Origin of the sequence: Rhizobium sp. CFBP 8762 (assembly GCF_014841565.1) — a bacterium.
GTDB lineage: Bacteria > Pseudomonadota > Alphaproteobacteria > Rhizobiales > Rhizobiaceae > CFBP-8762.
The window spans coordinates 409474-423052 of the sequence record NZ_JACYUD010000002.1 but is presented as its reverse complement, the minus strand read 5'-3'; the positions used below and the strand labels follow the sequence as shown (position 1 = coordinate 423052).

Below are 13579 nucleotides of genomic sequence, written 5' to 3'. Positions count from 1 at the left end.
CAAAACCGCTGCGCACTTCTGCGCGACATGCTTTAGGAAAGGACGAGCGATGGCAACCATAACGCTCAATGCACCCCGACTTTTTGATCTATCGGGAGAGATTGCAATTGTAACCGGGGCTGGCAGCGGCATAGGCCAACGGATTGCCATCGGGCTGGCACAATGCGGCGCGGATGTCGCGCTGCTCGACCGGCGCAGTGATGACGGCCTTGCGCAAACCGCCGAGCTTGTGCACGCGAGCGGTCGAAAATCCATTCAGATTGCAGCCGATGTGACGGACAAGCAATCGCTGGCCGATGCGGTCGCTCAGACGGAATCCGAACTTGGTCGCCTGTCGCTTGCCTTGAACGCAGCTGGCATCGCCAATGCCAATCGTGCAGAGGATATGGAGGAGGACCAGTATCAGACCCTGATGGATATCAATCTCAAGGGAATATTCCTGTCCTGCCAGGCCCAGTCGCGCGCCATGCTGCAACACGGGCGAGGGGCCATCGTCAACATCGCGTCCATGTCCGGCGTTATCGTCAATCGCGGCTTGAACCAGTGCCATTACAACGCTTCCAAAGCCGGCGTGATCCATATGTCCAAATCCATGGCAATGGAGTGGGTGGATCGCGGCATTCGGGTCAACACTATCTCGCCCGGTTACACCGCAACACCCATGAATACCCGGCCCGAAATGGTGCATCAAACCAAAATGTTCGAAGAGCAGACACCCATGCAGCGCATGGCAAGCGTCGATGAGATGGTGGGGCCTGCCGTGTTCCTGCTGTCCAACGCCGCCAGCTACGTAACCGGTGTGGATCTGCTGGTCGATGGCGGCTTTTGCTGCTGGTAACTGCATTCGGTTCTACAGCATATCAAAGGAGATCTCATGTCCCGGTTTCAGAACAAGACAGTTGTCATCACCGGTGCCAGTCGCGGTATCGGCGCAGCTATTGCCAAACGCTTCGCAGCGGAAGGGGCTAACCTCGTTGTGTCGGCGAACGAAGATGCCGTGCATGACGTGGCAGCGCTGATCAACAAGGAAGGCGGCAAAGCCATTTCGTTTGTCGGCGATGTTACGAGCAAATCCAGCGTTGTTTCCCTCTATGACGCTGCAGAAACCGCGTTCGGAAGCGTTGATGTGTCGATTCAGAATGCGGGTGTCATTACCATCGCCAAAATCGAGGACATGACCGAAAACGAGTGGGACAAGGTTATGGCCGTCAACACAAAGGGCGTTTTCTTGTGTGCTCAGGAGGCGATTGCGCGGATGCGCAAGCACAAGCGTGGCGGTCGCATCATCAACACAGCGTCCGGGCAGGCCCGTGACGGCTTCATCTATACGCCCCATTATGCGGCGTCGAAAATGGGCGTTGTCGGCATCACACAAAGTCTTGCCAAGGAGGTTGCGGTCGAGAATATCACCGTCAATGCCTTCTGCCCCGGCATTATCGAGACGGACATGTGGGCCTACAATGACGAAGCGTGGGGCAAGCTGCTGGGCACCTACGCGCCGGGAGAGTTGATGCGAGAATGGGTCGAGGGTATTCCCATGAAACGCGCGGGTTCCGGCGCGGATGTTGCGGGTCTGGTGACCTTTCTGGCAAGTGACGATGCCGCCTATATCACCGGCCAAACAATCAACGTGGATGGCGGCTTGATCATGTCGTGAGCGGGCTCAGCCCGACACTGCGCTCGCCAGCGACGTGAAGTGCACCTGCCCCCGGGGCAGGCGCAGGCTTTTGTCGGCCAGTTCGTCGGTTACGATGTGGTCGATTTCCTCCGGTCGGCATACGGCGACCCGGCTTTCCACGCCGATCTTGGGAGAATGGCAGAGCATGATGCAGCGGGCAGAGCGCCGGATCATGGCGCGCGCCACCTCGGCTTCATGCAGTTCATAGTAGCTGGCCCCCCGCGTTGGGTGCAGGCCAACAGGCGAGAGGACCGCAAAGTCAGCATGGAAGCGGTCGATTTCCGATAACGTCAGTTCCCCATAGGTTGCCGGTACATCCTTGTGCGGGCGTCCGCCCAGCAGAAGCACTTCCCGCGCGTTCGAGCCGGAAGCCATCTGCGCAATCTCGATGGAATTGGTAATGAATTTCAAATTGCCCTTGCGCAGGGCCTGATGAGCGAAGGCCCGCGTGGTCGTTCCGGCATCCACGAAAACCGTTGCGCCATCGCCGATCAAATCACAGGTGGCCGCCCCGATTGCGGCTTTGTATTCGGCACCCGCCTCCAGTCGCACCGCAAAATCAGGCTCGGTCGCCACACCCCCATCCACGCAGATCGCTCCGCCATGGACCCGGTGGAGGGCGCCCGCCGTTTCCATGTCCAGAAGGTCACGGCGTATGGTCTCGCGAGACACGTCAAACAGATCGACCAGATCGAGTGTCACAACCCGTTTCTCGGTGTTCAAAATTTCGAGAATTTTGGCCTGACGCTCTGACGCCCACATGAGTCTTTCCTCCCTCTCAAGTCCTGCAGCCAGACTAACAAAGCCCATGAGCTAAGACGAGTGCGTGACTGCGTATAGAAAAGGCATTATGTGGAAATTTGTGCATATGCAATAAGCAACCTGCCCAAAATGTGTAGTACCCTCATTATTTTGTGCTTTTGTGTGTTTTATTGTGGTCAACCCTCAATTTCAGTGGCATGTTGGCCGTACTGGAATTGGAAGATGCAACAAACACGCACAACAATCCGCGGCAACCGGGAAAGGCCTCACTCAGAAGGCTAACGGGACAATCGCGACATACACAAAGGGGAATGATATGACCAAGGAGATCAACCGTCGCGCCTTTCTTCAGGGAGCAGCGGGCGCGGCTGCGGCTGCCGGATTTATGCACATAAATCCCGAGTTTTTCATTTCGTCGGCCTTTGCCCAGTCGGGCAAAGTCATGAGCTTCCTGTCGGCGGAAAACATCACGGGCAACTGGGACCCGACCGCACACACCACCCTGTCTCAGAAGAATATCGAAGGCTTCGTCATGGGGTTTTTGACCCGCTCGCCGATGAAGCTGGATAACCCCGGCGAGGTCGTCTACGAACTTGCGACGGATATCAAGCTGCTTGATCCGCACCGCCTGCAAATCAAACTGCGCGAAGGCATCCTGTTCCATGATGGCAAGCCATTCAAGGCGGAGGACGTGAAGGCGACCTTTGAATATGGCGCGCTGCCGGATCGCCCCGCGCAGTGGTATCCGGGCCCAACGGACACCCTGACAATCGAGACGCCGGATGACTACACCGTCATCGTTGATACGTCCAAGGGTGGCTATCCCGCACATCTATTTATCTTTCTGGCATCCTTCCTGCCAATCATGTCCGCCAAGGATATCGCTGGTGGCCCAGGGGGTGTGCTGTCGCAGCGGCTGAATGGCACAGGCCCGTTCAAATTCGTGGCGCAACGCGGCAACGATACGGTCATGGAAGCCTTCGATGGTTATTTCAAAGGCAAGCCCGCCATTCCCGGCATCAATTTCACCTTCACCGGCGACTCCACAACGCGCATGCTGTCGTTGATGAACGGGCAAGCTTCCATTGTGGAACGGCTTGAGCCGGAGCAGGTGGAGACGCTGAAGAGCAATCCGAATATATCCATTAACGAAGTGGTGTCGGTCGAGAACAAATATCTGTGGTTCCGCTGCTCTAAGGCACCGTTTGACGATCCCCGCATCCGCCTCGCTGCCTGCCATGCCATCGACCGCGACATGATCCTGGAAGTGCTGGGTTCGGCGGGACATGCCTCCGCCAATTTCGTATCTCCCGTCAAGTTTGGCTATGTCGATCTTGAAAACTATCCCAAGTTCGACCCGGAAAGATGTCAGGCGCTGCTTGCAGAAGCAGGCTTTCCCAACGGTGCGGGTTTGCCGCCGCTGGAATACATCACCTCCGTCGGCTTTTACCCCAAGACCAAAGAATATGGTGAGGTTCTGACCGCCATGCTCAACGAGCAAGGGTTTCAGGTCAGCCTGACCGTGCTGGAACCTGCTGCGTGGAACGAGCAGCTTTATCATCGTCCGGGCGGCGGCCCTGGCCATATGGTCGATTGCGGCTGGTCCACCGGTTCGCCGGAGCCGGACCTCATTCTGCGCACGCACTTCCATTCCTCCTCGCACCGCATCTGCGGCATCGAGGACAAGGACATCGATGCCAGCCTCGACAAGGAGCGCAACGCTGCAACGCTGGAAGAACGCAAGACCATTCTGCAGACGGAAACCATGCCGCTGATTGCATCCAAGATGCCATCCTTGTCACTGTTTACCTCGGTCATGATCCACGCCATGCAGAAGGATCTGGCCGGTCTCTACATCTATCCCGATGGCTCCATGGATGCGTCGAGGCCCGCTGCCTGATGCAAGGATGGTCGCCCGTTTCGTCGGCGCGACCCTCTTATGGATGATAGCCCCGGTCTGGAACTGGCAGATCGGGGGAATTCGGAACGGAGAACCGGCTGATGTTCGCTCTGAACTTTCTGATGCGACGCCTGTTTCAGGGTGTCATCATCATCTTTCTCGTGTCCTTGCTCATCTTCACGCTGTTGCGCGTAGTTCCGGGGGACCCGGTGCGCCTGATGGCGGGTGGAATGGCACCGGAAGCGCTGATTGAGAAGATCGCCAAGGATATGGGCCTGCGCGACCCTATTCTGGTGCAGTTCGGCCGGTACATGACCGGCGTTGTACAGGGTGATCTCGGCCAGTCCTTCGTGCGCCCGGCCAATGGTGCTGCCACCGGTGGTGCCACGTTCAACGATACCACACGGGGCGAACGGGCCGAGGTGTTCAGCCTCATTTTCGAGGCGCTGCCCATGACGCTGCAACTGGCGGCGGTGACGCTTGCCATTGCGCTGGTCTTCTCTGCCATTGTCGGTATCGCCGGGGGCCTGTCTCCGGGGCGGTGGCCGGACAAGGTTGCATTCTACATCTCGTCCATCTTCATCTCCTTGCCCAATTTCTGGCTCGGCATCGTGCTGGCGCTGCTCTTGTCCGTCAAGCTCGGCTGGCTGCCAGCCATCGGCTATCAGGGCTTTGCCTATACCATTCTCCCGGCCATCGTGTTAGCGGTGGAACTGTCGCCGGTGTTGATCCGCACGCTCGTCAGTTCCGTGTCCGCACAGATGATGGAGCCCTACGTAGCGGTGGGCCGGGTTCGCGGGCTTAGTCAACGGCGCATTATCGGCGGGCATGTCCTGCGCAACGCGTCCGTGCCGCTTCTCAATCTCTTGGGCGTGCAGTTCTCCAGCCTGCTCGGCGGGGTGATCATCGTGGAATACATCTTCGATTATCCCGGCCTTGGCCTGTTGACCATCAACGCCGTCTTGCAGCGCGATTTCCCGCTGATTCAGGGTATCGCCATCGTCACCAGTGCCATCTTCGTTCTGATCAACATCATTGTCGATCTCGCCGCAACCACCATCGATCCACGATTGGAATACTGATGTCCGTTATCGTCGAGACCAGCCCGTCACGCATCGCGCCGTCGCTCACGCGGTCCATTCCCCGCCGCGTGTTCGATAAGGCGGCGTCCATGCCCGGCTTTCGCATCGGCCTTGCCATCTTCGTGCTGCTGGTTCTGGCGGCGGCGCTCTACCCGGAAATCAGCGGGATCGATCCCACCAAGATGAACGTCCGTGCGCGCCTGCTGCCACCGTTGTTTATTGGCGAAAACTGGAGCCTTGCCCATCCGCTCGGTACGGACCAGATCGGGCGCGACATGCTCGTGCGCTCGCTTGTCGGGCTGCGTTATTCGTTTCTGATCGGGGTGGCGTCCGTCGTCGTCATGTTGATTATCGGCTGTACGCTCGGCACCATTGCCGGTTATTTCGGCGGTCGCACGGACTCCATCATCATGCGGCTGACCGATGCGCAGTTATCGATCCCGATGATCATTCTGGCCATCGCCGTTCTTGGGGTATCACGGCCCACGATTCCCGCTATCATTCTGGTCCTCGGCCTGTCCAACTGGCCGGTTTACGCCCGTATCATGCGCAGTATCGTCATGACCGAGCGCCAGCGCGAATATGTGCGCGCATCCAAGCTTGGCGGCTCCACGGACCTGCGCATCATCCTCACCTTGCTGGTGCCGCTCCTGTTGCCGCCGGTCTTGTTCACCTCGGTTCTGGATGTGGCTCGCATGATGATCTTTGAATCCACGCTGGGTTTTCTGGGTCTTGGCGTGCAACCGCCGACGCCGACCTTCGGCAACATCATCGCAGACGGACGCAAATATCTGCTCAATGCCTGGTGGATCGCCACTATGCCTGGAATTTTTCTGGGCCTGACGCTGACCAGCATCAACCTTATGGGCGCCTCGCTTGAACGTGCGCGCAACACCATTCACGGAGGCTCTGAATAATGGCCGTGCCGCTGCTTGAACTGAAAAACCTCGTCGTGACCGTAGGCCGCACCCCGCAGGCGCGCCGAATACTGGATGGTATTTCGCTAACGCTGGAGCCCCAAGAGATTGTCGGCGTGGTGGGCGCCAGCGGCGCGGGCAAGACCGTGCTGTCAAAAGCGGTCGTGAACTGGCTGGAAGCGCCGCTTCACGTCCAGTCTGGACAGGTTTTGTTTGAAGGGCAGGATATTCTGACCATCGCCGAGGGTGAAATGCGCACGCTGCGCCGCCGCGTGGCCTATGTCGGCTCCAATCCGATGGGCGCGCTTGATCCCACCCTCACAGTCGGGTCGCAAATTGTGGAGAAGCTGCGGGCGGTTGTGCCGGGGCTTGCGCGTGCGGAGGCCGAAAAACGGGTGATTTCACTGCTGGAGGCCGTGCGCATTCCCTCTGCCCGCAGCCGTTTCAATGATTACCCCTCGCAGTTTAGCGGCGGGATGATGCAGCGTGCGCTGATTGTCGATGCGCTTGTCACGAACCCGGCCCTTCTGGTGGCCGATAACGTAACTCAGCCGCTGGACGTGACGGTGGCGGCGCAGGTTATCCGGTTGATGAAGGAGTTGACGGCAGACTTCAGCACAGCAGTGCTGTTTGTGTCCTCGTCACTGCCGGTGGCGCGGGAAGCCTGTTCGCGCATCCTCGTTATGGAAGACGGGCGCATAGTGGAGGAGCAGTCCACCGAAGCGCTGATTTCCCGACCGAACTACCCCTATACACAGGAACTTGTGGCTCAAACGCCAAAAATTTGGAGTGAGAAGGCCGAAGTTCCCCGCCTCAGTGATGATCGTGAGGTTGTCGTCAGCCTGCGGGACGCGTCGCAAATCTACAAGGTGCGCCGCAAAAGCGGCTTTGGCGGTGTGAACGAGGTGCGTGCGGTGCGCAACGTTACATTTGATGTGCGCCGGGGTGACAGCTTCGCCATCGTGGGTGAATCCGGATGTGGCAAATCCACACTCATGCGCTTGCTCAGCCGTCTGGAGCGCCCGAGTTCCGGTGAGGTGCGCTGTAACGGTGCCGATATTGCCAAGCTTCACGGCAAGGACCTTATGGGATTTCGCAGAACCTTGCAGATGGTGTTGCAGGATCCGTTTGGCTCCCTGCCGCCACGCACCTCCGTCGGCCATATGCTGGAAGAACCGTTGCGCACCCATGGCTGGCGCGACAAGGCAAAGATCCGGGAACGGGTTCTGAAGGTCATGAACGAGGTGGGACTGGCCCAAGCTTTGTATGAGGAGTTGCCATTAGGCCTGAGCGCCGGGCAGCGTCAACGCATCAACGTGGCGCGCGCACTGGTTCTGGAGCCGGAAATCCTCATTATGGACGAAACGCTCTCGGCGCTCGATCAGGCCGAACAGTTCAAGCTTCTCGACCTGTTTCAGAAACTGCAAAAGGAATACAACCTCACCTACATCTTCATTTCGCACGATCTGGCGATGGTACGGAAGGTGTGCAACCGGGTGGCGGTGATGTATCTCGGCGAGGTGTTTGAACTGGCCGAAAACGACCGGCTGTTTTTCGACCCCGGCCACCCCTACACCAAGGCGCTGCTCAGCGCGATGCCGACGCTGGAAGAGCGCCGATACCAACCAGAGGATTGTCTTCTGGAAGGGGAGCCACCGAGCCCCATTGACATCCCCGCCGGATGCAGCTTTCGCTCACGCTGTCCGCACGCCTTTGCGCCATGTGCAACCATCAATCCGAGCCTGACCGTGCGCGGAGACCAGAATTTCGCTGCCTGCCATCTGGTCGTGCCGCCGTTGGCAACAGCGGCGCAGGACAGGCAGCGTGTGATTGCATGAAGCCTCATTCCCATAACAGAGATCGTCCTATGCCACATCCGACCGTCACAAACGCCAAAGCACCGATCAACCCCGAACGGCTGCAAACCATGATGGAAACGCTGTCGTCCTATGGCGGCAAGCCTGATGGATCGATGAACCGCCAGACGCTGACGGCAGAAGATGGCCGTGCGCGGGACTGGCTGGGGCGCTGGTTTGCGGAACATGGTTTCGAGCAATCTGTCGATGCCATTGGCAACCAGTTCGGCGCACTGTCACTTGCCGGTCCCAATGCTCCGGTGGTGATGGTCGGTTCACATGTGGACAGCCAGCCCAATGGTGGCCGGTTCGATGGTGCACTGGGGGTTGTGTCGGCCTGTGAAGCCATTCTGGCCGTTCGGGAAAAACTGGCGGCGGAAAACCGTCTGTCTGCGTGTAACTTTCAGGTTGCCAACTGGACCAACGAGGAGGGCGCGCGGTTTCAGCCGAGCCTCCTCGGCAGCAGCGTCTTTACCGGCGCAGCAGAGCTGGAATGGGCGCTGGACCGCATCGATGGCGACGGCGTTTGCGTGCGCACCGCGCTTCAGGCTATCGGCTATGCGGGAACGGATACGGTCGATATTCCCGCAGCCTTGATCGAGTTGCACATTGAGGGCGCTGCAACGCTGTTCAATGCCGGCGAAACCTTTGGTATCTTCACGCGCTTCTGGGGTGCCACCAAATATCGTCTCGCCTTTCTGGGCCGTCAGGCCCACACCGGACCGACGCCGATGGCCGAGCGTAAGGATGCGCTTCTCGCAGCCGCCTATTTGATGGCCGATCTGCGCGCCATGGTGGCCGATCACGGGCTGGACCTGCACACCTCGGTTGGCCGTTTGGAGGTCTACCCGAATTCTCCCAATATCGTACCGGCAGAAGCGGTTCTGTTCATCGAGCTTCGGTCCGGTTCACCCGATATTCTGGCCGAGGCCGAGCGCAAGATGAAAATCAGCATCGAGCAGGCGGCGACGCGCGCAGGCGTCGGATTTGAGGTCCGCTCCATCGACCGCCGCAAGGCGGGCAGCTTCGCACCGGGGCTGATTGCGCTGGCTGAAAACACGGCTCAAGGCTTCGGCGAAACCGCGCGCCATCTGGACACGATCGGCGGACATGATGCCGTGGCCCTGTCGTCTGTCTGCCCGGCTGTGGTGCTTGCGGTGCGCAGTCAGGATGGGGTCATTCACCACCCCACAGAGCTGACGACGCCGCAAGATCAGGCGTTTGGAACGCAGGTGGTGGCCGACATGCTCTATCGCCTTGCTTGCGAGGGGTTGGAGGGGGTTGCATGACAACCGGTCCAGCGGCGATGGCTGTGGAAGGCAGGCTGGAGCGCGCGCTTGCCCGTTTTGCGTCGGATGTATCCGCGCCGCTCGGCTTCGAGCTGGCCTTGCCTCCGGTTGCCTCGCCCTCTTACCACGCTGTGGAGTCGACAACTTACACGGTTTCGGAAGGGGGCGGCACGCCGACGCTGTTTCTGAAACTATCCGGTGAGGAAACCGCAGAACTGGTCGATGACGATGTGGCATATGAGGCGCAGTCGCGATGGTTCGATCTCGGTTTTTCGCCGCAACCCATAGCCCGCGCGCCTGCGGAGCGCGCCGTGTTGTCGCAATATCTGGGTGAAGGCTGGAAGGCCGCGCGCATCGACGATCTCATGCATGAGAGTACCGCAACCAGGCTTGTGGCCATGCAGAAGGCGATAGCGTCCGGCGCGCCATTGGGCAGGCCTTGGTCGGTGTTTGACGGCATCGACAGGCTCTGGATGAAGCTGCGCGGCTCAAGCCATCTTCCCGCCGATGCCGACTGGATGGCGAACTGGATGAATACCCTGCGGGCAGCGCTTGAGGCCGCCGGGATCGACCAGCGCCCGGCCCACGGTGATCCCCATTCCTCCAATGTCATGCTTGGGCCGGATGGTGCCATGCAGTTGGTGGACTTCGATATGGCGGGCGATATGGACCCTTATTATCAGCTCGGTGTGCAGATGAACGAACTCTACCAGTTCGAGACGCAGATGCAGCCGCTTCTGGAATTGCATGACGGTTCAGTCAGCCGCGCAAAGTTTGCGCGGTGCCGCCTGTATGCCGCTGCCGATGACTTCTACTGGGCACTGCGCAGCCTTCTGATGGAAGCGCGCTCGCAAGCCGTCGGCATTGAGTTTCTGAAATATGCCGGTTGGCGGTTTCTGCGCTGCCGCATGCTATTGGGGCATCCCGGTTTTGAAGACTATGTCCGGTCGGTGTGAGAGGATGGCATCATGAAGGATATCGGCATGGCGGCATCTGACGCCGAGCGCGCAGTCGAAGCCGCAATTGTTCAGGTTGAAGCGTGGAAAGCGCGCCGTTTGCGCTACAAACCGGTGCTGGGCGGTATCAGCAACACCAATTTCCGCATCGAGGTCGAAAATGATCCGGTCGGCTATTTCCTGAAAATTCCCGGACGCGGAACGGAAATGTTCATCGACCGCAAATCGGCGGCAGCGGCCAGCAAGCAGGCGGAATCCATCGGCATCGGTCCACGAACCTTCGATTATCTCGACCATCTCGACATAGAAATTGCGGAGTTCATCTGCGACCGCCGCCCTTCGACCCACCGGGATTTTGCCGATCCGCACATTCGCGGCAATGCGGTCGCGACCTACCGGGAGTTTCATTCCGCCCCGCCCTTGCCGCTCACGAAAACCGTTTTCGACATGATCGAGGAGCATTTTGCGCAAGTTAGCGAACTCAACGGATACTGGCCGCTGGACCATGTCTGGCTGCGTGACCAATACCGGCAGGCACGGGCGGCACTGGAAGCCTCGGGCCTTGATCTGGTTCCCTGCTTCAATGATCCCATGCCTGGCAATTTTCTCATCGGAGACGACAAATCGGTCAAGCTGATTGATTTTGAATATGCTTCCAACAATGAGCGGCTCTACGATCTGGCCATCTGGAGCGGTGAAATGTTCTTTTCCGAAGAGATCGACCGGGAGGTCATCGAAGAATATTTCGGCGTCTACACCTTCGCCTATCATGCGCGCTTTACTGTGTTGAAGGCCTTGGCCGATATTAAGTGGAGCACCTGGGCGATGGTGCAGAACCGAATTTCCACGCTGGATTTCGATTTCTACAAATACGGCATCTGGAAGCATATGCGCGCCCGCGACATCATCAACGATCCCCGTTGGCCACTTTTCCTGAAAGCACTGTAATGGACAATACGCGTATCGGCACCAGCGAGGCCGCCCCTTATCTGGCCTTTGCGGAAGAACTGGCAGAGGCGGTCAGGCCGCTCGCGCTGTCTTATTTTCGCACGCCTCTGGACATCATCTCCAAGCTTGATGAAAGCCCCGTGACCATTGCCGACCGCACGATTGAAGCAACGCTGCGCGCCATGATCGAGGCGCGCTTTCCCGAGCACGGCATTCTCGGTGAAGAAATGGGTGCAAAACCCGGCAACCGCTTCACCTGGGTAATTGATCCCATTGATGGCACCAAAAGCTTTATCACCGGCTTTCCGCTGTTCGGAACGTTGATTTCACTGGTGCGCGATGACGTGCCATTTTGCGGCCTGATCGACATTCCCGCCACCGGCGAGCGATGGACGGGCGCACCCGGCATGTGCCTGTTTCAGCGCCAGCAGGTGCACACCAGCGCTTGCGAAATGCTTAAGGATGCCCGCTTCTACACCACCTCTCCCGATATGTTTACCGGTGACGAGGCTGCGAAATTCGAGCGTCTTTCGAGAAGCGCTCGATTACGCCGGTTTGGCGGCGATTGTTATCTCTATGGGCTGCTGGCTTCCGGCCATGTCGATATTGTGCTTGAAACCGGCCTGCAACCCTATGATTATATGGCACTGGTACCGGTGGTTCGCGGCGCGGGAGGCTGCATCACCGATTGGGAGGGAAACCAACTGACGATCCACGCGCAGGGTCGGGTGCTGGCATCCGCCTCGCCCAAGCTTCATGACGAAGCGCTTGCCCTCATAAACCGGTAGTTTCTGCTCCCATGCCCTACAGGATGACGATTGAACAGACGGTGTTTACCTTTGCCGATCTGAAAGACTTGCTGGCCAAGGCCACGCCGGAACGCTCTGGCGACCAGCTTGCCGGTGTTGCGGCGCACGGTCCGGTGGAGCGTCTGGCAGCGCAGATGGCGCTTGCCGATCTGCCGCTGCGGACATTTCTGAACGAAGAGGTTATTTCCTCGGATGACGATGATGTTTCGAGGTTGATCGCCGATCAGCACGATGCGGCAGCCTTCGCACCCATTGCCTCGCTGACGGTCGGCGAGTTTCGGGAGTGGCTGCTGAAACCGGAAACGGGCCAGAGGGCGCTGGAAGCCATCACCTTTGGCGTAACCCCGGAGATGGTCGCAGCGGTTTCCAAAATCATGCGGCTGCAGGATCTGATTGCGGTGGCGGCCAAACGGGAAGTGGTAACCCGTTTTCGCAGCACCATTGGTCTTACCGGGCGACTGTCCACCCGCAACCAGCCCAACCACCCGACCGATGACAGCCGAGGAATTGCCGCGTCTGCCATTGATGGTCTGCTGATGGGGTCGGGCGATGCCGTGATCGGCGTTAACCCGGCGACCGACAGTGTGGAAGACTATGTGCGGATCGTGTCTCTGCTGGACGAGTTGCGCGAGCGCCTTGCGATCCCCACGCAAACCTGCTGCCTTGGCCATGTGACCACCGCCATCCGCGCTATGGAGGCGGGTGCGCCGGTCGATCTGGTGTTTCAGTCGGTGGCGGGTTCGCAGAAGGCCAATCAGGGTTTTGGTATCGACCTTGCCATGCTGAAAGAGGCTCATGATGCCGGACGGTCACTTCGTCGCGCACCGGCAGACGGCAACATCATGTATTTTGAAACCGGGCAGGGTGCGGCGCTGTCTGCCAATGCGCACTTCGGCGTTGACCAGCAAACCATGGAAACCCGTGCCTATGCCGTGGCGCGGGCATTCGATCCTCTGCTGGTCAACACGGTTGTCGGGTTTATCGGTCCGGAATACCTTTTCAACGGCAAGCAGATTATCCGGGCCGGGCTGGAGGATCACTTCTGCGGCAAGCTGCTCGGCCTGCCGATGGGTGTGGATGTCTGCTACACCAACCACGCCGATGCCGATCAGGAGGACATGGATGCGCTTTTGACGCTGCTGTGCGCCGCCAACGTCAATTTCGTCATTACCGTGCCGGGTGCTGACGATATCATGCTGAACTATCAGTCGCTCGCCCATCACGATGCCGTCTATTGCCGGGAAACGCTGAAGCGCCCTCCGGCACCGGAGTTCGAGCGCTGGCTGCAGGAAATCGGCTTGACAAATGGAGCCGGTGCGCTGGTCGGCGCACCGCCAAAGCTCACGCACTATCTCGCGCACACGCAAACAGTGGGAGCCTGA

At 59.0% G+C, this 13579-nt stretch carries 12 protein-coding genes; 11 read left to right on the top strand and 1 reads right to left on the bottom strand.

Features of this window, described 5'->3' with window-relative positions; translation table 11 throughout:
* The first annotated feature begins 49 nt into the window (after positions 1-49).
* Both IFT84_RS07120 and IFT84_RS07115 read left to right on the top strand, forming a co-directional pair.
* Positions 50-838 carry an SDR family oxidoreductase gene (locus IFT84_RS07120; RefSeq protein WP_192117960.1) on the top strand — a complete coding sequence of 263 codons (789 nt, stop codon included), beginning with the start codon at positions 50-52 and terminating at the stop codon, positions 836-838.
* A 36-nt stretch (positions 839-874) separates the two neighbouring features.
* Positions 875-1657, top strand: coding sequence for a glucose 1-dehydrogenase (locus tag IFT84_RS07115; RefSeq protein ID WP_192117959.1), 783 nt, complete (start codon positions 875-877; stop codon positions 1655-1657).
* 6 nt (positions 1658-1663) lie between these two features.
* On the opposite strand, the gene IFT84_RS07110 is transcribed toward IFT84_RS07115, so the two are convergent.
* On the bottom strand, positions 1664-2440 hold the full coding sequence (locus IFT84_RS07110) for a DeoR/GlpR family DNA-binding transcription regulator (protein WP_192117958.1): 777 nt from the start codon (positions 2438-2440) through the stop codon (positions 1664-1666).
* Positions 2441-2756: 316 nt separating this feature from the next.
* On the opposite strand from IFT84_RS07110, the gene IFT84_RS07105 reads away from it, so the two are divergent.
* The 9 genes from IFT84_RS07105 to IFT84_RS07065 all read left to right on the top strand — a co-directional run bounded on the left by IFT84_RS07105 (position 2757) and on the right by IFT84_RS07065 (position 13579).
* A complete protein-coding gene (locus tag IFT84_RS07105) occupies positions 2757-4340 on the top strand; it encodes an ABC transporter substrate-binding protein (RefSeq protein ID WP_192117957.1) in 1584 nt (527 codons plus the stop codon).
* Between the two features lie 101 nt (positions 4341-4441).
* Positions 4442-5422: an ABC transporter permease gene (locus IFT84_RS07100; protein WP_192117956.1), complete on the top strand. Its 981-nt coding sequence runs from the start codon at positions 4442-4444 to the stop codon at positions 5420-5422.
* Positions 5422-6339, top strand: coding sequence for an ABC transporter permease (locus IFT84_RS07095; protein WP_192117955.1), 918 nt, complete (start codon positions 5422-5424; stop codon positions 6337-6339). The genes IFT84_RS07100 and IFT84_RS07095 overlap by 1 nt, the downstream gene beginning before the upstream one ends.
* A complete protein-coding gene (locus tag IFT84_RS07090; RefSeq protein WP_192117954.1) occupies positions 6339-8177 on the top strand; it encodes an ABC transporter ATP-binding protein in 1839 nt (612 codons plus the stop codon). The genes IFT84_RS07095 and IFT84_RS07090 overlap by 1 nt, the downstream gene beginning before the upstream one ends.
* Positions 8178-8206: 29 nt before the next feature.
* Positions 8207-9484, top strand: coding sequence for a Zn-dependent hydrolase (locus tag IFT84_RS07085; protein WP_192117953.1), 1278 nt, complete (start codon positions 8207-8209; stop codon positions 9482-9484).
* Positions 9481-10440 carry a phosphotransferase gene (locus tag IFT84_RS07080; protein WP_192117952.1) on the top strand — a complete coding sequence of 320 codons (960 nt, stop codon included), beginning with the start codon at positions 9481-9483 and terminating at the stop codon, positions 10438-10440. The genes IFT84_RS07085 and IFT84_RS07080 overlap by 4 nt, the downstream gene beginning before the upstream one ends.
* Before the next feature lie 12 nt (positions 10441-10452).
* On the top strand, positions 10453-11388 hold the full coding sequence (locus IFT84_RS07075; protein ID WP_192117951.1) for a phosphotransferase: 936 nt from the start codon (positions 10453-10455) through the stop codon (positions 11386-11388).
* The gene (gene hisN, locus IFT84_RS07070; RefSeq protein WP_192117950.1) at positions 11388-12176 is read left to right on the top strand and encodes a histidinol-phosphatase; all 789 of its coding nucleotides are present in this window, start codon (positions 11388-11390) and stop codon (positions 12174-12176) included. The genes IFT84_RS07075 and hisN overlap by 1 nt, the downstream gene beginning before the upstream one ends.
* Positions 12177-12187: 11 nt before the next feature.
* On the top strand, positions 12188-13579 hold the full coding sequence (locus IFT84_RS07065; protein ID WP_192117949.1) for an ethanolamine ammonia-lyase subunit EutB: 1392 nt from the start codon (positions 12188-12190) through the stop codon (positions 13577-13579).